Genomic DNA, 23121 nt, shown 5'->3' on the forward strand with positions numbered 1-23121 from the left:
CGCCTGTTTACTCCGGTGCTGTCCCAGTGGCCTGGGTCTTTGTTTCAGGCTTGACGGTTTCAGCTGTCCAGCCGCCACCCAAAGCCTTGTACAACTCGACCCGGTTCATCAGGGATGCCAAGCCAGTCTGAATATAGGCTTGACGCGTACCGTACAGGCTGACTTCCGCCGTTTGCACCTGCAGGAAGCTGTCTATACCCACTTCGTAACGCAGCTTGGCCAGACGCAAGCTTTCGCTGGCAGCCTGATCAACCTCTTGCAAGGCGTCGATCTGCTGACCGTAGGTGGCTTCGCCCGCCAGAGCATCAGCCACTTCGCGGAAGGCTTCCTGAATGGTTTTTTCATACTGGCTGATCGCAATGTCACGACGAGCCTCGGCCAGATCCAGATTGGCCCAGGTACTGCCCGAGAGCAGCGGCATGGTAATTTGCGGCTGGAATTGCCAGTAACGGTTATCCGAACTGAACAGACCACCCAGCTCGGGGCTCATGAAGCCCAGCAGACCGGTCAGGCTCAGACGCGGGAAAAAAGCAGCGCGTGCTGCACCGATGCTGTAGTTGGAACCACGCAAGACGTGCTCGGCGGCCAGGATGTCAGGACGACGCTCCAGCAACTCGGCCGACAACCCTACAGGCAAGCTAGGCATCAGCTGAGCACGGGTAAAGGGCAAGCCTGCTGGCAAGTCAGCCGGTATTTCACCGCCCAACAAAACCTGCAAGGCATTGAGTGCACGCTGACGATCACGCTCGACAGCCTGCATATCGGAACGCACGGTGTTGTATTGCACCTTGGCCTGGTTCAGGTCCAGCGCCGACACCGTACCGGCATCGTAAGAAGACTGCACCAGGCGCAATGTCTCTTGACGGCTGCGCAAGGTATTGCTCATCAAAGCATGCAGTTCTTCGGCCGTACGCACCTTGAAGTAGGCTTCGGCGGTGCCCGCCACCAGGGCGATATGGGCGGTACGTTGAGCCTGCTCGGTGGCAAAGTACTGTTCTTGAGCAGCACGAGCCAGATCACGCACTCGACCAAAGAAGTCCAGCTCGAAAGCAGTGATACCGACACCGGCCTGGAACGTACGGGTTACGGGGGCCGAATTTGGGCCACCTGGACGCAGTTCAGCCGGTGTGTGGGTGGCCTGCTCGGCCGCCTGCACACCAATGCTGGGCAACTGGTCACTGCGTGCCACGCCGTATTGCGCGCGAGCTTCCTCGATGCGCTGGGTGGCAATACGCAGATCGCGGTTATTCTCCAGAGCCTGCTCGATCAGGGCATGCAGACGCGGATCCGTAAAGAATTCACGCCAGCCCAGATCAGCAGCCTGTGCCGCATCCGCCTGGCCCTGCTGGGCCAGAGGGAATTGTGCGGGCACGGGAGAATCAGGACGCTCGTACTTCGGTGCCAAGGAGCAAGCCGACAAGGCAAACGCCACGGCCAGCACCAAGGGGCTACGTAAAAACATGCTAGACATCAGTGCTGTCCTCCTTGCGAACCGGCCGGCTGTGCAGCTTGTTTGGCCTGTTCTTCCTCGTGCAATTTAGCGGCTTCGCCAAACAGACGGGGTTTAGTTTTAAAGAGCTTGAGGATCACGACAAAGAAGGTCGGCACCATCAAGACAGCCAAAGGCGTTGCGGCCAACATACCACCCAGCACACCCAGACCCACGGCGTTCTGGCTGGCAGCACCCGCACCAGTGGAGGTAGCCAGAGGCACCACACCCAGCACAAAGGCGAAAGAGGTCATCAAGATAGGACGGAAACGCAAGCGAGCGGCTTCCAGAGTGGCGTCGATCAAGGTAGCACCACGTGCGTAGGCATCCTTGGCAAACTCCACAATCAGAATCGCGTTCTTCGCTGACAGACCGATCACCGTCACGATACCCACCTGGAAGTACACGTCGTTAGGCATACCCAGACCGGAGACCAGCAAGACCGAACCCAGCATACCCAGCGGTACGGCCAGCATCACGGACAGCGGAATCGCCCAGCTTTCGTACAAGGCAGCCAGCAGCATGAACACCACCAGAACCGCCAAGCCCATCAAGATAGCGGACTGGCCTGCGGCCTGACGCTCTTGATAAGACAGACCTGTCCAGTCCACACCAAAGCCGCTAGGCAACTGCTTCATCAGGTTTTCCATCTCGATCATGGCTTCACCCGAGGTATAGCCTGGAGCGGGGCCACCACCGATACGGACAGACTCGTAGCTGTTGTAGCGCACGATCTGTACCGGACCCTGTTCGGTCGTCTGGCTGACAAAGGCCGACAGCGGAACCATCTTGCCTTCGCTGTTGCGAGCGTTGAGCTTGAGCACATCGTCGATGGTCATGCGATATGGCGCATCAGCTTGTACCCAGACACTTTGCACACGCCCCTGGTTGGTGAATTTACCCACAAAAGACGAGCCCAGGGCGCCACTGATCAAGGCAGAGGCTTCGCTGAAGTTCACACCCAGGGCAGCCGCCTTGTCACGGTCAATCTCCAGACGGATCTGTTTGCCAGGTCCCAAGCCCGTGATACGCACACTCTGTGGATCGAACACAGGGCTTGCCTTGGCCAGGGCCAGCAACTGATCCGCGGCTGCCATCAGGGCATCGTGCCCCATGCCACCGCGGTCTTCCAGACGCATATCAATACCCGAGGAGTTACCCAGAGCAGAAATAGCGGGGGGCACAATCGCGATCACCATGGAGTCGGGCAAACCGAACAGCAATTGGCCCATGGCCTTGCCGGAAATGGCTTGAGCCGAGTTTTCCTTGCCTTTACGTTCGTTGAAGTCTTTCAAGGGCACAAAGGCAATCGCCGAGTTCAAACCACTACCGTTAAAGCTGAAACCTTGCACGGCAATGATGTTTTCAACCTGAGGCTGCTCTTTGAAGTAGTCCTCTACCTTGGAGATGGTTTCAATCGTACGGTTGGCCGTCGAACCGGCAGGCAGTTCGATGTTGGCAATCACGTAGCCCTGATCTTCCTCGGGCAAGAACGCGGTTGGCATACGCATGTACAGGAAGCCCAGCACCAGCACCATGATCAGGTAGATGAACATCATCCGACCGCCACGACGCAAGGTCTTGCCAATAAAGCTTTCGTAACCATTAGTGGTACGCGTAAAGACACGGTTGAACCAGCCAAAGAAGCCACGCTTGGTTTCGTGATGGCCCTTGGGGATAGGTTTCAACAAAGTCGCGCACAAGGCAGGTGTAAAGGTCAGTGCCAAAAAGCCGGAGAAGGCAATCGACACGGCCATGGCCACCGAGAACTGACGGTAAATCACCCCCACCGAACCGGCCATGAATGCCAGGGGCAAGAACACGGCCGACAGCACCAGCGTAATACCCACAATAGCGCCACTAATTTGCGGCATGGCTTTCTTGGTCGCTTCCTTAGGCGAGAGCCCGTCTTCCACCATGATACGTTCGACGTTCTCCACCACCACGATCGCGTCGTCCACCAAAATACCAATGGCCAGCACCATCGCGAACATGGTCAGCACGTTCACTGACATACCCAGCACCTGCATCACCGCGAAAGCCCCCAAGATAGCCACCGGCACCACCAGTGCGGGGATCAGGGTGTAGCGCACGTTTTGCAGGAACACGTACATCACGATGAACACCAAGACCATGGCTTCCAGCAAGGTGTAAACCACCTGGGTGATGGACTTGTCCACGTAGGGCGAGGTGTCGTAAGGAATGTCGTAGCGGATGTTTTCCGGGAAGAACTCGGCCAACTTCTCCATTTCGACTTTAATTGCCGCGGCAGTATCCAGCGCGTTCGCCTCAGGCAACAAGGAGATAGCAAAAGCCGCTGTCGGCTTGCTGTTCAGACGGGCACCAAACTGGTAGTTGTCCGCCCCCACTTCCACACGAGCGACGTCTTTAATACGCACGGTCGAGCCATCAGGCTGCGAGCGCAGAATGATGTTTTCAAACTCTTCCACGGTTGCCAACTGACCGTTCACCGTAATGGGTGCGGCCACACGCTGACTGTCCTGATTGGGTGGGCCACCCAGAATACCGGCAGACACCAGCATGTTTTGCTGACGAATGGCGTTGGTCACGTCCGCTGGGCTCATCTGGTAACCGACCAGCTTGGCAGGGTCCAGCCACACACGCATGGCGCGACCGGCTGCAAACAGCTGGAAGCGAGCCACACCAGGAACACGAGAAATCGTGTTCTTGATATTGCGTTCGATGTAGTCAGCCAGAGCTGTCTGATCCAGACTGCCGTCCGTGGAGGACAAGGTCACCACTTGCAGAAAGCCGGTACTGGACTGCTCCACGTGCAGGCCCTGCTCCATCACCGCTGTCGGCAAGGACGCGGTAATGTTGCTGACCCGGTTCTGGACGTCCACCTGAGCCATGTCAGGATTGGTACCAGGACGGAACGTGGCGGTGATTTCGGTCGAGCCGTAGGAGTCACTGACGGACTCGTAGTACAGCAGGCCTTTGGCACCGTTCAGCTGATCTTCGATCACACTGGCTACCGTACTGGCAACATCTTCCGCCGTTGCACCTGGGTAGGTCGCCCGGATGGTGACCGAAGGTGGTGCCACATCGGGATACTGCGCTACAGGCATATTGGGCAAAGCCAATAAGCCAAATAGCGTGATCGCCAAGGCAACGACCCATGCAAAAATGGGCCTTTCAATAAAAAACTGAGGCATGTCGCTTACTCGCTAGACTTGGCTTCGTTTGGCTCAGCAGCGGCGGCCGGTTCCTGTGCGGGGGCCGCATCAGGAGCAGGTGCAGCGGCTGACTTGTTGCCCTTCCAAGGCATCGTCTGGACAGGGGCACCGGGACGAATCTTCTGGAAGCCTTCGACAATGATCTGGTCGCCGGCTTGCAGGCCTTTGTCCACTACATACTGACCATCGCTTTCGGGTCCCAACACGACAGGTACAGACTGGGCTTTCTCTTCACGAACCACGTAAATATTAGAAGCGCCATCCGAGGTGTACTGAACAGCCTGCGCGGGCACCAGCAAGGCATCCGGAATCACACCTTGTTCCAGACGAACGCGTACGTACATACCGGGCAAGAGAATTTCATCAGGGTTCGGGAACACGGCACGCAAGGTTACTTGCGAAGTGGAAGGATCCACGCTGACACCGCTAAACAGCAAAACGCCATCTTGATCGTAAAGGGAGCCATCTTCCAGCACGGCCTTGGCTTTGGCCTGGCCTTCACCAGCCGACTTCAACGTACCAGCAGCCATGGCACGACGCAGTTGCGTCAGCTCAGCGGTGGAACGCGTCACATCAATATAGACACGGTCCAGTTGCTGCACGGTGGCCATATGGGTGGCGTTGGCGGCAGAAACCAGAGCACCTTCGGTAACCAGGGACTTGCCGATACGGCCCGACACGGGCGACACAATCTTGGTGTAGCCCAGATCAATATTGGCGCTGTCCAGGGTCGCCTGTGCAGCGGCAATGGCGGCATCGGCCTGCATGGCGCGGGCCTTGGCGTTGTCGTAATCTTGGCGGGAAACCGCATTTTCCTTGATCAGACGCTCGTAACGCTGCGCCAATTGCTTGGCACTTTGTGCGTCAGCCTGGGCGTTTTTCAGCTGGGCTGCAGCTTGATTACGAACTGCACGGTACGGAGCCGGGTCAATGGTAAACAAGAGCTGGTCTTGTTTGACATCAGCGCCCTGCTCAAAGTTGATCTCTTCCACAATCCCGGAAACACGGGCGCGGATTTGTGCATCTTTAATTGCTTCGACTCGTCCAGGCAGCTCGGAGAACAACTCGGTAGAAGTCGGTTGGACGGTAATCACACTGACCGGGACCTTCATCCCGCCGGCCGGAGCTTGAGGCTCTTTGTTGCCGCAAGCGGCGAGCAGAACCAAGGAAGAGAAGGCAGCAATACGAAAAGTCTGCCGACCCAACAAGCTTTGAAATGACATGAAGAACTCCTGAGCTAAGCGTTGCATGGGAGTTTAACGCTTAAACTGACTGGATTGTATGGTTTGGACAAGCAGCAAGTATATGTCGAAAAAGCGCAAATCAAACAGGAAAATTTGCGATGAGACTCATTTCGATCCTGCCATTATTTGGCGACTACGATTAGCCAGCTACCCCCTTGCACCCGCTCCGCTGTCTGCCTATGCCAAAAGAACACGTATTATCATATACCTAGGGTTTTTTGAATATAAAAAAACCGCGTTTAACCCCTAGAGTTCACGCGGTTTTCCAAATCCGGGATAGTGCTTTCTAACCTAGCAATAAACTATCGTCGGCTAAAGTCTCACCCCGAACCCGCTCGAACATCTCCAGCAGATCTCGCACATCCAGGCCTTGACGCTGTTCACCACTGACATCCAGCACCACCTTGCCCTGGTGCAACATGACCGTGCGATCACCCACATCCAGAGCCTGACGCATACTGTGCGTGACCATCATGGTGGTCAGGCCACCTTCACGCACAATACGATTGGTCAGTTGCAAAACAAAGTCAGCCGTACGCGGGTCCAGCGCAGCCGTATGCTCGTCCAGCAGCAAGATCTTGGAAGGACGCAAGGCCGCCATCAACAGGCTGACGGCCTGACGTTGGCCACCGGACAACAAACCGATGCGGTCTGTCAGACGGTTTTCCAGACCCAGACCCAAGGTTTCCAGACGCTCTGCAAATTCAGCGCGCATGGAGTGACGCACGGCACGGCTCAGCCCACGGCGGCTGCCACGGCAGGTGGCCAGCGCCATATTTTCTTCAATGGTCAGATCTTCACAGGTCCCGGCCATCGGATCCTGAAACACACGTGCTACCCAATTGGCTCGCTCCCAGACCGGGCGGCGAGTCACGTCTACCTTGTCGATCATGATTTGGCCATCATCAACAGACTGGTCGCCCGAGATCGCATTCAGAAAAGTAGACTTGCCCGCACCGTTGGAACCGATCACGGTCACGAACTGCCCTTCCGGAATGGTCAGGGACAAACCGCGCAAGGCACGGGTTTCAATGGGCGTACCTGGATTAAATGTCAGGGACAGATCTTTTGCTTCTAACATTACTGGGCCCCCTTCTGTTTACGAGCACGCTTTTTCTTGAGCAATGGAATCACCAGTGCCACGGTAACCAGCAAAGCGGTGACCAGGTTCAAGTCCTGCGCTTTCAGGCCGATCACATCGGCATTCAGAGCCAAAGCAATAAAGAAACGGTACAGAATCGCACCCAGCACCACGGCCAAGGTGGCGTAGAACAGTTTGCGGGCGGGCAAGATGCTTTCACCCACAATCACGGCAGCCAGACCAATCACGATGGTCCCGATGCCCATGGAGATATCCGCCCCACCCTGCGATTGTGCAAACAAGGCACCGGCCAAGGCGACCAGGGCATTGGAAATAGCCATGCCCAGCAAAAGCATATTGCCAGTTGCCACACCTTGAGCACGGGCCATACGCGCATTGGCGCCGGTAGCGCGCATGGCCAGGCCAGTTTGCGTACCGAAAAACCAATCCAGCGCCAGTTTGGCAATGATTACCAACCCAATCAGCATCAAGGGACGAGCAATATAGTCAGCGATGGATTCGGGCTGCAGAATCGTGAAGACCGTCGGCTCCATGATCAGGGGCACATTGGGACGACCCATGATGCGCAGGTTGATGGAATACAAGGCGATCATCATCAGGATACTGGCCAGCAGATCCATGATTTTCAGGCGTACGTTCAACCAGCCAGTAATCGTGCCGGCAATGGCACCAGCAAAAGTGGCCACTACAGTCGCCAGGAAAGGATCATTGCCCTGGCTGATCAGGATGGCGGCAACCGCCCCACCCAAAGGAAAACTACCATCGACCGTCAGGTCAGGAAATCGCAGGATGCGAAAAGAAATCAGAACACCCAGAGCAACCAGTCCGAAAATCAGACCAATCTCCAGGGCCCCCCACATTGAATAAATAGACATATTGTTGGACGTCTAGGATACAAAAGAAACAGGCGGGCAGCTTGTGGCAACCCACCTGCAAGAAGCAGTCAAATCAGGCTTATTCGACGATTTTTGTTGCGGACTTCACGAAGTCCTCGTTAAGCGAAACGCCTTGGCGCTTGGCAGCGCCCGGATTGACATACAGTTCCAGATTGCTGCTGGTTTCAGAAGCCATATCACCGGGTTTTTCACCCTTCAGAATACGGATGACCTGTTGACCGGTCTGCAGACCCAGGTTGTAGTAGTTCACGCCCAGAGCTGCGATAGCACCACGGGCCACACTGTCGGTGTCCGAAGCGATCAAAGGCACTTTGGCGTCCACGCCTACTTTTACCAGGGACTCGTAGGCCGACACCACGTTATTGTCGGTATTGGTGTAGATCACATCGACCTTGCCCACCAGGCTACGAGCAGCCGCCCCCACGTCCACGGTACGAGGCGCGGTGGCTTCCACCAGCGTCATGCCGTGCTTGGGCAGCAATTCTTTCATTTCTTTAACGACCACGGCGGAGTTGGCTTCGCCAGGGTTGTAAACCATACCCACGCGCTTGGCATCAGGCACGACTTTCTTGATCAGATCAACCTGGGCTTCCAGTGCCAGCGCATCGGACACGCCTGTCACGTTGGTGCCCGACGGTGCCATGCTGGGCACCAGGTGTGCCACCACAGGATCGGTCACGGCCGAATACACCACAGGGATAGTCTTGGTTGCCGACACCACGGCCTGCGCCGAAGGAGTGGAAATGGCCACAATCACGTCAGCCTTGTCACCGACGAACTTACGAGCGATCTGAGCGGCAATCGCCGGATTGCCCTGGGCGGTCTGAAACTGCCATTTGAAGCCGGAGGCTTCGTTATAACCAGCATCGGTCAGCGCTTTGTGTACTCCATCCTTAATGGCGTCCAGAGCCGGATGTTCCACAATCGACGATACCGATACAGATTGCGCATGAACTGCAGCGCCCGACATCAATCCTACACAAGCCAAAGCGGCCGCCACCTGATGCACCGATCTGATCAGTTTCATCCAATACTCCTTAGATGCAAAAAAACGAAAATTTTAGGTGTTTAGTCTAACGCGAACGACAGGACTTTGACCCTTCAGGTAATCCCTGCCCCGCTCTCCTACTGGTCCTGCATCTGGCGACGGAACGAGAGCAGTTCCCTGGCCCAACGTGTAGCCGGCAAACCATAATCGGCCTGCACTTGTTCGGCCCGACTCAGCAGCTCTCCGGCTGTCATCTCCAGCGTGCTGCCTTTGAAGGCCAGAACCACCTGATTGCCCTCGTCCATTTCAGGCAAGAGCAATACTTTGCCATTAAAGGCTTCACGAATGTTGTCAATATTATGTTTGAAGCTGGGGTGGGCACCAAAAAGATTGACGGTCATGATGCCCTCATCATCCAGCACCGCACGACAATCCTGATAGAACTCCAGACTGTCACGTACCGGGCCTTCGGCGTGAGCGTCGTACAAATCCACCATCAAGGCACGATACTGACTGTGCTGATCGCTGTCTTGTACCCAGACACCGGCATCGGCCTGATCAATCAGGGACCGCGGGCTGCGCGGCAGCCGGAAAAAGGCATTGCACATGCCGATCACCGACGGATTCCATTCCACCGTCTGCACCTGACTGCTGGTCTGCTTCAGGCAGAAACGCAGCAGGGAACCCGCCCCCAGCCCCAGAATAGCCAGCTTGTGCTCGGGTTTGGGGTCTTCCATAAATAGCAGCCAGGCCATCATTTGTTGTGTGTAGGCCAAGACCAATTCAGCGGGCTTGCGAATACGCATTGCACCTTGAATCCACTCCGTTCCAAAGTGCAGATAACGGATCCCTTCGCTTTCCGACAACGTAGGACTATCGTCCCCCTGCTCACCAGCCATGAAACTCTTCCTTGCAAAGCAGTCAGGCGGCCCGGCTCACACGGGAGCAACGTGGCACCCCACATAATCCTGAACCTGGATATGGCCTGACGACAGAGAAAACAGCGCCGGAAGGCGGCATTGCGCCACTTCCGGCGTTTTTAGCAAGGCGCCATCATAACAGCGATCACTTGATGGGGAACGGCTCACTGACGTTCGATAATCATGGCTACTCCCTCGCTACCGCCATGACACATGGTGACCAGAGCATACCGCCCCTGGATGCGCTGCAACTCATGCAAGGCCTTGACTACCAGTGCCGCTCCTGTCGCCCCCAAAGGATGCCCCATGCTAATGCTGCCGCCATTTGGATTGACTCGCTCCGGATCAAAATCCAATTCTTTGGCAACGGCGCACACCTGTGCTGCAAACGCCTCATTGGACTCGATCACATCAATATCGGCTACCATCAGTCCCGCCCGCTTGAGCGCCAAGCGAGTCGATGGCACCGGCCCCATTCCCGCAAATTGAGGGTCCACGCCCGCATGCGCCCATGAGCGCAGCTTGCCCAAAGGCTTCAAGCCTTGACGACGTGCCTGCCCCTCTTCCATCATCAGCACCACCGCCGCCGCATCCGCCAGACCCAAGATATTACCGGCCGTCACCGTCCCCCCGTCGCTCTGGAAAACAGGCTTCAAGGCGGCAAGCTGCTCCAGACTGCCATCATGCCGAACATGCTCATCCTGCTCGAAGATGCTCCCATCGTGGGCCGCCAGCGGGACGATCTGCTCCTCAAAGTACCCATTTTCAATGGCACGAGCCGCTCTACGGTGCGACTCCAGGGCCAACTGATCTTGCTCACAGCGGGACACACCGTATTTTCTGGCGACATTCTCCCCCGTCACCCCCACATGCTCCCGAGTCAAAGGACTGATGAAAATCTCCGACAAGACATCTACCAAGGCCACACTGCCCATGCGACTCCCCCAGCGCTGGCTTGGCGCCAGATAAGGCATTCGACTGGTACTTTCAACACCGCCGGCCAAGGCCACCCGAGCCTCACCCAATACAATCGCTTGCGCTGCCGAAATAATGGCCTGCAAACCGGATGCACATAAGCGGTTCACATTCATGGCAACCGCCTCATGAGCCACTCCTGCTTTCATGGAGGCTGCACGCGCCACATAGACATCCTGGGGCTCGGTCAGCACCACCTGCCCCATCACTACCTGCTCCACCTCCGAGGCAGATACTCCACTTCTGCCCAACACTTCCTGCATGACCGCCGCCCCCATCCCAATGGGGGGCACATTCCGTAACGAGCCACCAAAATTACCAAAAGCGGTTCGACAAGCCTGAACCAGAACGACTTCTTGCATATGAATCTCCTTTTATTCCGTTTTATTCCGATGAGAAAAAACAAGGGCTTCATGCTCAGTCACCCAAGCCATGCATTACTTTTAAAACAATTCAATGCAATTGGCTGGATACGAGGCTCCACTACAAAAACAAATAATCAAGTCGGCGTTTTTATAAGATTTACTTGTATATGCCGAAAAAAAGCCGGAAAGTGACTCGTAGCACTTCCGGCTTTTCTGCGCTTTAAACGAAGCTTAAAGAGAAATAATCAGCAAGGTTCAAGGACGCTCGAAAATCGCCGCAATCCCCTGCCCACCGCCAATACACATGGTGACCAGCGCGTAACGACCTTGGACACGCTGCAGTTCATGCAAGGCCTTGACTGTAATAGCGGCGCCGGTCGCGCCAATAGGGTGGCCCAGGCTGATACCACTACCATTGGGGTTCACCCGTGCCGGATCCAGACCCAGTTCACGCACAACTGCGCACGCTTGGGCGGCAAAAGCTTCGTTGGACTCGATCACATCCAGATCCGACACGCTCAAACCGGCGCGCTCCAGTGCCAGACGGCTGGCTGGCACAGGCCCAATACCCATAATGCTGGGATCCACCCCGGCATGCCCCCAGGACACCAGCTTGGCCAAAGGCTTCAGCCCACGCTGGCGAGCTTCTTCCGCGCACATCAGCAAGACAGCGGCTGCACCGTCATTCAGGCCCGAGGCATTACCTGCCGTAACACTGCCGCCTTCAGGCATGAACACAGGTTTCAGGCCGGTAAAGTTTTCCATCGTGGCGTCCAGACGTACGTGCTCGTCCTGATCAAACACGATCTCGCCCTTACGGCTTTTCTGGATAATGGGCACGATCTGCTCTTTAAAATAGCCCTGCTCGATCGCGCGACGGGCACGCTGGTGCGATTCCAATGCCAGCTCGTCCTGATCGGCTCGGGTCACGCCGTATTGGCGGGCCACATTTTCGGCCGTAATGCCCATATGAACGCGATCAAAAGGATCCGTCAGTGCACCAGTCATCATATCCATCATGACCGAGTCCCCCATGCGAGCGCCCCAGCGATGAGCACTGGACATATAGGGCGCACGGCTCATGCTTTCTGCTCCGCCTGCCAAAGCCACCTTGGCATCACCGACCAGAATGCCCTGCGCGGCCGACACAATGGCTTGCAGACCCGAACCGCACAAACGGTTGACGTTCATGGCCGGTGTTCCGTGGCCCACGCCCGCCTGCACCGAAGCCACACGCGACAAGTACATATCGCGCGGCTCGGTTTGAATAACCTGCCCCATCACTACATGCTGAACGTCTGCTGCCGATACGCCACTTCTGTCCAGTACCGCGCGCAATACCGTGGCTCCCATTTCGATTGGCGACACATTCTTCAGTCCACCACCAAAATCACCAATCGCGGTACGGCATGCCTGGACTACAACCACTTCTTTCATATGAATCTCCCTCAATCCCATTGGGATATGATGACCAGCATAAAAAAGCCAAGCTGACAAAAACGTCCACTCGAATATACACGGCTGCCATGGAAAACCATAAAGCAGACACAAAGACCGTAATTCGCAGTATGGTTTGATACCTTACCCACAAGACACGTTCTTGATAACCCTTTTTATAGGATTCCCCCTCATGTACGAGCGTATCCTGGTATGTACCGACGGCTCAGAACTGTCCGCCCACGCTGTCACCCATGCCCTGAATCTGGCCAAGACCAGCGGCGCCAAATTGCTGGCCCTGCGCGTCATTCCGCGCTATCGCCAAAGCTACCTGGAGGGCGGCCCCATTATCGACCAGAAGCTCGATAGCCGTATCGAAGCCTCCTGGGTAGAGCACGCCCAATCCGAGCTGGCCGCCGTCAAGCAGGCCGGTAAAGACATTGGTGTCTCGGTCAAGGGCCTGGTGGTGAAGTCCGAACTGGTGGCCGATGCCATTATTTCTACCGCTGAAAAGCAGAAAGCTGACCTGATCGTCATGTCCTCGCATGGCCGCAAGGGCTACAAGCGCCTGCTCTTGGGCAGCGAAACCCAGCACGTTCTGACCTACTCGGAAATCCCCGTTCTGGTGATCCGCAAGAAAGCCAAGAAAAAATAAAACGCGGCCAGGCATCAAAACGCAAACTCCGGTTTGCGTTTTTTATTCTCAGGAGTCCCGCATGAACGTCAGCACACAGGAAAAACGACGCCGTTTTCGAGCCTTGCATGAAAGTGGCTTACTGATTTTGCCCAACCCCTGGGATATAGGTGGAGCCAAGCGTCTGGAACGACTGGGTGCACAGGCAATTGCCAGCAGCAGCGCTGCGTTTGCCTGGTCAAAGGGATTGGAAGATTTTGAGGTGGGCCGGGATGCCCTGCTGGCGCATTTGCGAGAACTGGCGGCCAGCACGAATCTGCCACTGAACGCCGACTTTGAAAATGGCTTTGCCGATGAGCCCGAACAGGTCGCCGAAAACGTCCGCCTGGCCATTGAAACCGGCATTGCAGGCTTGTCCATTGAAGATCGCCATGGCGACGAACTGTATGACCTTGAGTTGGCTGTGGCCCGCATACGGGCTGCCAAGCAAGCGATTCTCAACAGTGGCGAGGACGTTCTGTTAATAGGACGCAGCGAAGGCCTGCTGATTGACGCGCTGGATCTGGGACAAACCATAACCCGGCTAAAAGCCTTTGCCCAGGCAGGCGCCGATGTGGTCTACGCCCCCGGATTACGCGATCTGGACGATATTGCCCAAGTGGTCCAGGCACTGGCACCTACGCCCCTCAATGTGCTGCTGATTCATCCGGGACTGAACGTGCCCGATTTGGCCGCCATCGGTGTACGCCGTGTCAGCACAGGGTCACAACTGGCTCTGGCCACCTGGAACCGCTTTGAAGAGGCCAGCCTGCAACTGCTGGAGCAAGGGCATCTGCCGGCCACCCAAGCCCATCGCCGCTGGTCCTGATACAAGACAGGCAGGCATAAAAAAAGCGCAAGCTGCAAGGCTTGCGCTTTTTAACCCTTCAGTCAGAACTTAGCTGTCCTGAGCCTGGTCGCTGGACGCGTCCACTTTGGCTTCCTGATCGGTTTCTACGACTGCTTTCTTGGGAGCCACCCAATTCAGGGGCTCAACCTCAAAGGCCTGTTTACGACGTACTGGTTTCGATTTGCTCACGAATAACTCCTGCTCAATATCGACAGGGGGCGCTGCCCTTAGCGCCCCGATTTCTTTATTATATCAATGATTAGACCACAAATCAATTTTGGCCATAATATGGGCGCATTATGGATGCAAATTAGGCGACGTTAGGACAAAATAAAGGCAATTCAAAACAAGACTTTTTCATAGACAATTCAAGCCAAAATAACTGCCCTGAATATCTTACGGCTCGCCTAGACCCCAGGCACCCTTGAAAACTCATTTTTCACCCATTTGAGTACAACAATAAAGAGACAATGGCATGCACGATTCCCGCCCCACCGATCATCTGGATCGCTCCTTGCGCTGTTTTTTACGCATTGCACAATTAGGCTCGGTCAGCAAAGCGGCTGATGATTTGGGACAAAGCCAATCCAGCCTGAGCAAACAATTAAGCTCGCTGGAACAAAGCCTGGGCCAAACCCTGTTTACCCGTACCGGGCGCGGAGTCAGCCTGAATGATGCGGGCGAGCTGCTGCGCCAAGCAATCGAACCGGCCTATAGCCGTATTGACAGCGCTATCCATGCCGTGCGTCAGGAGCACGGCGTCAATTCAGGTACTGTGCGGCTGGCCACCGTCCATACCCTGAGTTACTACTTCATGTCCGATGTCGCTGCCGCGTTCATGAGTGCCCACCCTGGCGTGAATTTGTCCTTATTGGGACGCAGCTCGCCCGAGGTAGTGGCTTTGGTGGAAAGCGGCAAAGCCGATGTGGGTTTTGTATACGACTCGGCGGTGGACTGTGGCGGCTTGATCTCGCACACCCTGTTTGACGACCAAATGTGCCGCATCTCTGCCAAGCTGGAGCCTTTTCCGAGTGCAGATTTAAGCCACCAGGCCTTGCGCCTGATCGGTTTTCCGCCCCATTACGCCCTGCGCCGCATGATTCACAGCAGCGGCCTGCACCCCGAATTTGTGGCGGAGGTCGAAACCATAGATGCCATGTTGCGACTGGTGGCGTCAGGATTGGGAGACTGTATCTTGCCGAGCCGCATTCCCGACAACCTGCTGCACGAGCACAATCTGCATAAATACCCGATTGAGCAACCTGCCCTGCAACGCCGGGTTGTGGCGATCTTGCGGGCAGACCGTGATCCCCAAGCACTGACTTCACGGCTGCTGGAATGTGCCTTGCGCACAGCGCAAAGTCTGTAACAAGCCTCTGCAACACGAACCTGTCGCAAGGATTCGTGGCAGATAGACAGCCCATAAAAAACGGGCCTGATGACAGACACTTCAAGTCTGGAATTCCTCCAGAACCCTGAACATGCCTCATCAGGCCCGCTTGCTTCACTGCTCTACCCAAAGGCCGATGCTCTGCCCCGGCCCTGGATAGCAAACTGCTTTACTGTGCCACGCAGTCCACGTAGTAACGCTTCTGACCGGAGGCATCCACCTCTTCCACAAAACCGTGGATATCCGTACCAAAGCCCGGACACTGGCGATGCAGTTCACGCGAGAACTTCAGGAAATCCACAATCGTCTTGTTAAAGGCTTCACCAGGAATCAGGAGCGGGATACCGGGGGGATAAGGTGTGATCAAGTTGGTAGTCACGCGACCTTCCAGCTGATCAATCTCGACCCGTTCCGTACGACGCTGCGCAATGCAGGCAAAAGCATCAGCCGGACGCATGACAGGCACCACATCCGACAGGTACATATCGGTCATCAAACGGGCAATGTCGTGCTTGGCGTACAACTGGTGCACATGCTGGCACAAATCGCGCAAGCCCATTTCCTCGTAACAAGGATACTGGCGCGCAAACTGCGGCAGAACACGCCAGACAGGCAAGTTGCGGTCGTAATCGTCCTTGAACTGCTGTAGCGCTGTGACCAGAGAGTTCCAGCGGCCTTTGGTAATGCCGATGGTGAACATGATGAAGAAGCTGTACAGGCCAATCTTCTCCACAATCACGCCACGTTGCGCCAGAAACTTGGTCACGATAGAAGCCGGAATGCCGGTTTCACCAAATGTGCCTGTCAGATCCAGGCCGGGGGTAACAATCGTGGCCTTGATCGGATCCAGCATATTGAAGCCATCAGCCAGCGGGCCGAAACCGTGCCACTCGCTATGCTCCGCATCGTCCGTAATGATCCAGTCCTCAGGCTTGCCCACACCGTCTTCTGCCAGTGTTGGCGGGCCCCAGACCTTGAACCACCAATCGTCTTCGTCAAACTGCGATTCGACCTTGCGCATGGCACGGCGGAAATCCAGAGCTTCAATAATGCTTTCCTCAACCAGCACACGACCACCGGGTGGCTCCATCATGGCAGCGGCCACGTCGCAAGACGCAATAATCGCGTACTGCGGGCTGGTGCTGGTGTGCATCAGATAGGCTTCATTGAACAAATGACGATCCAGGCTACGAGTGACCGAGTCCTGTGCCAGCACGTGGCTGGCCTGGCTCAAACCGGCTAGCAGCTTGTGCGTGGACTGGGTGGAGAACACCATGGTTTCCTGCGGGCGCGGACGGTTCTTGCCCATGGCGTGAAACTGACCATAGAAGGGATGGAAAGCCGCGTGCGGAATCCAGGCTTCATCAAAATGCAGCACTTCCACGTAACCATCCACGGCATTCTTGATCACCTGGGTGTCGTAAATAATGCCGTCGTAGGTGGACTGGGTCAGCGTCAGCACACGGGGTTTGACCGTATCGGCATCCAGATGCGAGAGCAAGGGGTGCTTGCGGATCTTCTCGCGAATGGTCTCGATATCAAATTCGCTGCGCGCAATCGGGCCAATAATCCCGAAGTGGTTACGCGTAGGACGCAGAAACACGGGGATAGCCCCCGTCATCACAATGCTGTGCAGGATGGATTTGTGGCAGTTGCGGTCCACGACCACCACATCACCCGGAGCCACGGCATGGTGCCAGACAATCTTGTTGCTGGTGCTGGTGCCGTTGGTCACGAAAAAGCAGTGATCAGCGTTGAAAATACGCGCAGCATTGCGTTCGCTGGCGCCAATGGCCCCGTTGTGATCCAGCAGTTGGCCCAGTTCTTCAACGGCATTGCAGACGTCGGCACGCAGCATGTTCTCGCCAAAAAACTGGTGAAAAATCTGCCCGACCGGGCTTTTCAGAAAGGCTACGCCGCCGGAATGACCGGGGCAATGCCATGAATACGAGCCATCCTCGGCGTAATCGAGCAAGGCTTTCAGAAATGGAGGCTTGACGCCTTCCACATAACTGCGCGCTTCACGCACGATGTGGCGCGCCACGAACTCGGGCGTATCCTCGAACATGTGAATGACGCCTTGCAGCTCGCGCAAGATATCGTTTGGCATATGACGAGCCGTTTTAGTCTCGCCATACACATAAATAGGCACATCGGTATTGCGACGACGCACAGCCCGAATAAAGGCACGTAGATTGACCAGCGCCGGGGCGCTGTCTCCATCTTGCGTGAACTCCTCATCATCGATGGACAAAATAAACGCGCTGGCACGACTTTGCTGCTGGGCAAATTGACTCAGATCGCCATAACTGGTGGTTCCCAACACCTCGAAGCCTTCGGCCTCGATCGCATCTGCTAATACACGAATGCTCAGACCAGACGCATTTTCAGAACGAAAATCCTCATCGATGATCACAATGGGGAATTGATATTGCATGCCATGTCCTTAATACAAGGGAGTGCCGCAGGGGCGGCAAAAAAAGGGAGGGACGTCAGTCGCTTTTGCGCAGCAGATCGTACCGTGTTTCACGTCCCGTCATGTGACACTTGCTTTTCCCTACGTCCTTGGGCATAATTCTACATGTCCCAGGACAAAACAAAAGGCGTGGTGACAGATTGGCTATGTGACGGACTGCAAATCCGTTCAGGTTGGTTCGATTCCAGCACACGCCTCCATCTTGCTTGCATTCAAGACAGACAAAACTGGCCTTCTTTCCGGTTTTGAGCACACAGAAAAAGTCGCCATTACGGCGATTTTTTTATTCCCTTTTCCTGCATATCAAATCCTTGTACTACGCGCTGCGGCCAAGCCCTTCCATCGGTTTTGGCCCACCGTTCCAACTTGGCCTGCAATTTAACACAAGCAGGCGCGTGATCTGCGCAAAAAACCCTCTTTTTCGTACCCTAAAAACATCAATCTGCCCCAAGCGCGCTTTGGGTCTTGCCGCCTGACTTTATGGCTGTTACATGCAGATAGTTTGAGGGCAAATTTATTGTCTGAAAATGTCTGTTTTTTACTACGACCTAGAACAAAGCCCAGGCTCATCGGCCATTTTCATCCTGTCGGTGGCGCTGGCTTTAAAACCAGTCCCTGGCTAGCGCTGATATGATGGCGGCATTCGCGCACGCTAAACGCCATCCTGCCCGTTTCCAACACGCTGACGGCCGCCTCTGCACTACCTTTATCGACAAAGCCCTGTACAAGCGGCTTTCTCTGATTTACCGAGATTGTCTGACACCATGAAACTCACCACCTGGAACGTGAACTCCCTGAACGTCCGTCTTCCCCAAGTTCTGGACTGGCTCAAGGCCAACCCCGTAGACGTGCTGTGTCTGCAAGAGCTCAAACTGCCCGACGAGCGTTTTCCCTTGGAGGCTTTTCAGGAAATGGGTTATCACGCTCACTGGGCGGGTCAGAAAACCTATAACGGCGTGGCCCTGATTTCGCGTGAGCCTGGCACGGATGTGCAACGCAATCTACCCAACTACGAAGACCCCCAGCAGCGTTTGCTGGCCGCCACGTACCCCTCGCCTGACGGCCCGGTGCGTGTGATCTGTGCCTACTGCCCCAACGGGCAATCGCTGGAAAGCGAAAAGTACACCTACAAGCTGGAATGGTTTGCCGCCTTGCACGACTGGCTGGAAAAAGAATTGCAGCAGTATCCCCGTCTAGCCATTCTGGGCGACTATAATATTGCCCCAGCCGACCAGGACGTTTACGACCCGGTCAAATGGGGAGTCGATGTTCTGGTATCCCCGCCCGAGCGCGCCGCGTTCGAGCGTTTGCTGGCACTGGGCCTGCACGATGCCTACCGTCTGTTTGAGCAAAGCGGTAGTCCCTTTACCTGGTGGGACTATCGTCGTTTTGCCTTCCGCCGCGATGCCGGGCTGCGTATTGACCACGCCCTGCTGTCCGACGCGCTCAAGGCCCGTTGCACGGCCTGCGATATTGACCGCGAGCCGCGCGCCAATGAGCAGCCCTCGGATCACGCTCCCGTTACCGCTACCTTGTCTTTTAGCTGACACACTCTTTTCATTATGCAAATTCAAAGCCAAATCATCGAGCAGACTGACTCGGCCTATGTGCTTGAGATCACCTTGGAAGAGGAGCACAAGGTCTGGGCCTATCTGGCCATCAGCGAGCCTGATCTGGATGCGGTCGCCCATATTGTCCCGCCCGAGCAATTCGAAGCCGGTGGCGATGTGCACGTGATGGCCATTGCCCAGCCCGAAGATGCCCCGCAGGAAGTGGAAGACGTTTTGTTCTCCATGAATCCCAATGACACGGTGGTCTTTCTGTGCGCGGACCAGGCCAGCATCCTGGCCGTTTTGAATGAGTTTGGGCAAACCGACCCAAGCAGCAATTAATTCTTTTATAAAAATCTACTTCTAGAGTCTGCTCTCCATGTCCACGAGCTATCCTGGCACCGTCTTTATGGTTGTCGCCCCCAGCGGGGCGGGTAAATCCAGTCTGGTCAACGCCCTTCTGGCCAACGATTCCAACATCATGCTGTCCATCTCGGCCACTACACGTGCCCCCCGTCCCGGCGAGAGCGACGGCCAGCACTACTTCTTTGTGGACAAAGCGCGTTTTGAAAACATGGTCGCAGAAAACGCCATGCTGGAATGGGCCAAGGTGCATGACAACTACTACGGCACGCCCCGCGAACCCATTCAGAAAGCCCTGAATGCAGGCCGTGATGTGTTGCTGGAAATTGACTGGCAAGGCGCCCGCCTGGCGCGTGAACATTTCCCCGAAGCCGTCGGCATTTTCATTCTGCCGCCCTCCTTGCCCACCTTGCAGGCCCGTTTGCGCAAACGTGGACAAGATAGCGAAGAGATCATCGCCCGCCGCCTCGAGGCTGCCGAGCACGAAATCGCCCATGTTCATGACTGTCAATATGCTATTATCAATGAGGATTTTGATACGGCATTACAGCAGCTATTGAGTATTGTGCAGGCCAGTCGTTTGCGCACTGCCACTCAGTCAGTACGGCATCGCCAACTCTTTCAACAATTAGGCGCAGATGCCCTGCTGAATCAGGGCTGATCTCCTTCTTATTACTTTTTGATAACAGGTCTACTATGGCTCGCATCACTATCGAGGACTGCCTGGAGCAAGTCCCCAATCGCTTTAAGCTCACCTTGGCAGCCGCCTACCGTGCGCGCGAACTGGCTCAAGGCCACGAACCACGCCTGGAAAGCAAGAACAAGCCTACGGTTACCGCCCTGCGAGAAATCGCCTCCGGCGCGACCGGTCTGGAAATGCTGCGCAAAGTTCCTACCTGATAGGCACAGGCGGAGCACGGTATGGCATTTTCTGGTTTACGGGGCGCATCGTCTGGGCTGTTGGCCGTCCTTAAAAAAGGTTCACGGCTAGGTCGTCGCAAGCCTAAAGACAAGAACACCCCGGCACTGGCACAAGCTGCCCAGGAAAGTGCCAGTCCTCCTATTGCCTCACTGGCTCCGCTACACAAGATCATCTCGCAGTACCTGGACCCGAAAGATGTAGAACGGGTACGGGAGGCCTATCGTTTCTCCGATCAGGCCCATCTGGGGCAGTTTCGCGCCAGTGGCGAGCCCTATATCTCGCACCCCATTGCCGTCACGGAAATCTGTGCGGGCTGGAAGCTGGATACCGATGCCTTGATGTCGGCCCTGCTGCATGACGTGATCGAAGATCAGGACGTCACCAAGCAGGAACTGGCTGAGAAGTTCGGGACCGATGTGGCCGAGATTGTGGACGGCCTGTCCAAGCTGGAACGCCTGGAGTTTGCTACCAAGACACAGCAACAGGCCGACAGCTTCCGCAAGATGCTGCTGGCCATGTCGCGTGACGTGCGCGTGATTCTGATCAAGCTGGCCGACCGCTTGCACAATATGCGCACCCTGGATGCGGTCAAGCCGGAAAAACGCCGCCGCGTCGCCCAGGAAACGCTGGATATTTACGCTCCGATCGCGCATCGCCTGGGCCTGAACGCCCTGTTCCGCGAGCTGCAGGATCGCTGCTTCAAGGCGATCTACCCCAATCGCTACAAGGTGCTGCACAAGGCCTTGCTGGCAGCGCGTGGCAATCGCCGTGAAGTGTTGGGCAAGATCACCGAAGCCGTCAAGATCGCCCTGCCTGCTGCCGGGATTGATGCCGAAATTTCCGGCCGTGAGAAGTCGCTCTACAGTATTTTCTGCAAGATGGTCGAGCAGAAGAAGTCCTTTTCGGACGTGCTGGATATTTACGGCTTTCGCGTCATTGTGCATACCCTGCCCGAGTGCTATTTGTCCTTGGGTACGCTGCACCAGCTGTATCGCCCCGTACCGGGCAAATTCAAGGACTACATTGCCATCCCCAAAGTGAATGGCTACCAGTCCCTGCACACTACCTTGATTGGCCCCTACGGCACCCCTGTCGAGTTCCAGTTCCGAACCCGCGAAATGGACCACGTGGCAGAAGAAGGCGTGGCCTCTCATTGGCTGTACAAAGAAGACGACGTCACCCTGAACGATCTGCAAAAGCGCACACACCGCTGGCTGCAATCCTTGCTGGATATCCAAAGCCAGACAGGCGACTCCACAGAATTCCTGGAACACGTCAAAGTTGACCTGTTCCCCGATGCTGTTTACGTCCATACGCCCAAAGGCAAGATTATTTCCCTGCCTCGTGGTGCGACTCCGGTGGACTTTGCCTACAGCATCCACACCGATATCGGCAATCACGCTGTTGCTTCCAAAATCAATGGCGAGTTTGCCCCGCTGCGCACCGAGCTGAAAAGCGGTGACTCGGTAGAGATCATTACCTCCCCCGCCGCTCGCCCAAGCGCTCAGTGGCTGAACTACGTCCGTTCGGGCCGCGCCCGTTCGGAAATCCGCCATTACCTGCGCACGGTTAAATACGAAGAATCCGTGGCTTTTGGCCGCCGTCTGCTGGATCAAGCCTTTGACCAGCTAAGCCTGCCACATGCCACCGACGACGATCCCAACTGGGACAAACTGGCCAAGGGTTCGGGCGCTGCATCCCGTGAAGAAATTCTGGCCGATATTGGCCTGGGCAAACGTTTGGCCGCCGTCGTGGCGCGCCGCTTTGCTCCGGAAAACCCCTTGCTGGAAACCACTGCGGCCGAGTTTGACGAAATTAACGCCAACACTTCTGCACCGATTCTGATTCACGGTAACGAAGGTCAGGCTGTACAGCTGGCACCGTGCTGTGGCCCCCTGCCTGGTGACGCCATTATTGGCGGCATCCGTCTGGGTCACGGTTTGGTTGTTCATATGGCTGAGTGTGCGGTGGCACAACGCGCCCAGGCCAAAGAGCCCGAACGTTGGGTTCCTGTCATGTGGGACAGCAATACCGCCCGCCACCTGTCCACCCGTCTGGATGTCACTGCGATCAACGAGCGTGGTGTTCTTGGCCGTCTGGCTGCTGAAATTACCGATGCCGACTCCAATATCCTGCATATTTCCATGCCGGACGAATCGGCTGCGACCTCGGTACTGCACCTGACCGTTCAGGTTGATAGCCGTACTCACTTGGCACGCGTGATTCGCGCCATCCGTCACGTACCGCAGGTTCAGAAGATTGTGCGTGTGAAGGGCTAAACCCG

At 55.9% G+C, this 23121-nt stretch carries 19 protein-coding genes and 1 tRNA gene; 9 read left to right on the top strand and 11 right to left on the bottom strand.

Annotated elements, in window-relative coordinates; genetic code table 11:
- Nucleotides 1-7: 7 nt before the first annotated feature.
- The 9 genes from ACLPGZ_RS10150 to ACLPGZ_RS10190 form a co-directional block, all read right to left on the bottom strand.
- Complete coding sequence (locus ACLPGZ_RS10150) at nt 8-1471, bottom strand: efflux transporter outer membrane subunit (RefSeq protein ID WP_115633748.1); 1464 nt, start codon at nt 1469-1471, stop codon at nt 8-10.
- A complete protein-coding gene (locus ACLPGZ_RS10155) occupies nt 1471-4665 on the bottom strand; it encodes an efflux RND transporter permease subunit (protein ID WP_060185132.1) in 3195 nt (1064 codons plus the stop codon). The genes ACLPGZ_RS10150 and ACLPGZ_RS10155 overlap by 1 nt, the downstream gene beginning before the upstream one ends.
- A 5-nt stretch (nt 4666-4670) precedes the next feature.
- Nucleotides 4671-5909: an efflux RND transporter periplasmic adaptor subunit gene (locus ACLPGZ_RS10160; RefSeq protein WP_060185133.1), complete on the bottom strand. Its 1239-nt coding sequence runs from the start codon at nt 5907-5909 to the stop codon at nt 4671-4673.
- Nucleotides 5910-6216: 307 nt separating this feature from the next.
- Nucleotides 6217-7011: an ABC transporter ATP-binding protein gene (locus ACLPGZ_RS10165; RefSeq protein ID WP_009457077.1), complete on the bottom strand. Its 795-nt coding sequence runs from the start codon at nt 7009-7011 to the stop codon at nt 6217-6219.
- Nucleotides 7011-7907, bottom strand: coding sequence for an ABC transporter permease (locus ACLPGZ_RS10170; RefSeq protein ID WP_009457079.1), 897 nt, complete (start codon nt 7905-7907; stop codon nt 7011-7013). Before ACLPGZ_RS10170 ends, ACLPGZ_RS10165 begins: the two co-directional genes overlap by 1 nt.
- A gap of 79 nt (nt 7908-7986) precedes the next feature.
- Complete coding sequence (locus ACLPGZ_RS10175) at nt 7987-8955, bottom strand: ABC transporter substrate-binding protein (protein WP_009457081.1); 969 nt, start codon at nt 8953-8955, stop codon at nt 7987-7989.
- A 98-nt stretch (nt 8956-9053) separates the two neighbouring features.
- Entirely contained in the window at nt 9054-9815 is a 762-nt protein-coding gene (locus ACLPGZ_RS10180) for a class I SAM-dependent methyltransferase (protein ID WP_035271766.1), read from the bottom strand.
- Between the two features lie 185 nt (nt 9816-10000).
- Nucleotides 10001-11173 carry a beta-ketothiolase BktB gene (bktB, locus tag ACLPGZ_RS10185; protein ID WP_429641189.1) on the bottom strand — a complete coding sequence of 391 codons (1173 nt, stop codon included), beginning with the start codon at nt 11171-11173 and terminating at the stop codon, nt 10001-10003.
- Between the two features lie 258 nt (nt 11174-11431).
- Nucleotides 11432-12613: an acetyl-CoA C-acyltransferase family protein gene (locus tag ACLPGZ_RS10190; RefSeq protein ID WP_060185136.1), complete on the bottom strand. Its 1182-nt coding sequence runs from the start codon at nt 12611-12613 to the stop codon at nt 11432-11434.
- 193 nt (nt 12614-12806) lie between these two features.
- Between ACLPGZ_RS10190 and ACLPGZ_RS10195 the strand changes: the two genes are divergently transcribed.
- Together ACLPGZ_RS10195 and ACLPGZ_RS10200 are read left to right on the top strand one after the other, a co-directional pair.
- The gene (locus ACLPGZ_RS10195) at nt 12807-13268 is read left to right on the top strand and encodes a universal stress protein (RefSeq protein WP_009457090.1); all 462 of its coding nucleotides are present in this window, start codon (nt 12807-12809) and stop codon (nt 13266-13268) included.
- Nucleotides 13269-13329: 61 nt separating this feature from the next.
- Nucleotides 13330-14115 carry an isocitrate lyase/PEP mutase family protein gene (locus ACLPGZ_RS10200; RefSeq protein WP_197314381.1) on the top strand — a complete coding sequence of 262 codons (786 nt, stop codon included), beginning with the start codon at nt 13330-13332 and terminating at the stop codon, nt 14113-14115.
- Between the two features lie 69 nt (nt 14116-14184).
- On the opposite strand, the gene ACLPGZ_RS10205 is transcribed toward ACLPGZ_RS10200, so the two are convergent.
- Entirely contained in the window at nt 14185-14325 is a 141-nt protein-coding gene (locus tag ACLPGZ_RS10205; RefSeq protein WP_021446543.1) for a hypothetical protein, read from the bottom strand.
- A gap of 286 nt (nt 14326-14611) precedes the next feature.
- Between ACLPGZ_RS10205 and ACLPGZ_RS10210 the strand changes: the two genes are divergently transcribed.
- Nucleotides 14612-15505, top strand: a complete 894-nt coding sequence (locus ACLPGZ_RS10210; protein ID WP_035271774.1) for a LysR family transcriptional regulator — start codon at nt 14612-14614, stop codon at nt 15503-15505.
- 190 nt (nt 15506-15695) lie between these two features.
- On the opposite strand, the gene ACLPGZ_RS10215 is transcribed toward ACLPGZ_RS10210, so the two are convergent.
- Nucleotides 15696-17963, bottom strand: coding sequence for an arginine/lysine/ornithine decarboxylase (locus ACLPGZ_RS10215; RefSeq protein ID WP_021446542.1), 2268 nt, complete (start codon nt 17961-17963; stop codon nt 15696-15698).
- A gap of 165 nt (nt 17964-18128) precedes the next feature.
- Between ACLPGZ_RS10215 and ACLPGZ_RS10220 the strand changes: the two genes are divergently transcribed.
- From ACLPGZ_RS10220 to ACLPGZ_RS10245, 6 genes are all read left to right on the top strand, one after another.
- Nucleotides 18129-18202, top strand: a tRNA-Cys gene (locus ACLPGZ_RS10220).
- Between the two features lie 564 nt (nt 18203-18766).
- Nucleotides 18767-19549, top strand: a complete 783-nt coding sequence (xth, locus tag ACLPGZ_RS10225; protein ID WP_203145797.1) for an exodeoxyribonuclease III — start codon at nt 18767-18769, stop codon at nt 19547-19549.
- Between the two features lie 15 nt (nt 19550-19564).
- Nucleotides 19565-19894: a hotdog family protein gene (locus tag ACLPGZ_RS10230; protein ID WP_009457104.1), complete on the top strand. Its 330-nt coding sequence runs from the start codon at nt 19565-19567 to the stop codon at nt 19892-19894.
- A 37-nt stretch (nt 19895-19931) separates the two neighbouring features.
- Nucleotides 19932-20576 (top strand): guanylate kinase, encoded by a 645-nt coding sequence (gmk, locus tag ACLPGZ_RS10235; RefSeq protein WP_021446541.1) that lies wholly within the window; start codon nt 19932-19934, stop codon nt 20574-20576.
- 35 nt (nt 20577-20611) lie between these two features.
- Nucleotides 20612-20815: a DNA-directed RNA polymerase subunit omega gene (rpoZ, locus tag ACLPGZ_RS10240; protein WP_003799665.1), complete on the top strand. Its 204-nt coding sequence runs from the start codon at nt 20612-20614 to the stop codon at nt 20813-20815.
- 21 nt (nt 20816-20836) lie between these two features.
- A complete protein-coding gene (locus tag ACLPGZ_RS10245; protein WP_009457108.1) occupies nt 20837-23116 on the top strand; it encodes a RelA/SpoT family protein in 2280 nt (759 codons plus the stop codon).
- The last annotated feature ends 5 nt before the right edge of the window (nt 23117-23121 follow it).

This window comes from Alcaligenes sp. Me129 (assembly GCF_050487245.1).
In the GTDB taxonomy this organism is placed as follows: Bacteria; Pseudomonadota; Gammaproteobacteria; order Burkholderiales; family Burkholderiaceae_B; genus Alcaligenes; species Alcaligenes phenolicus.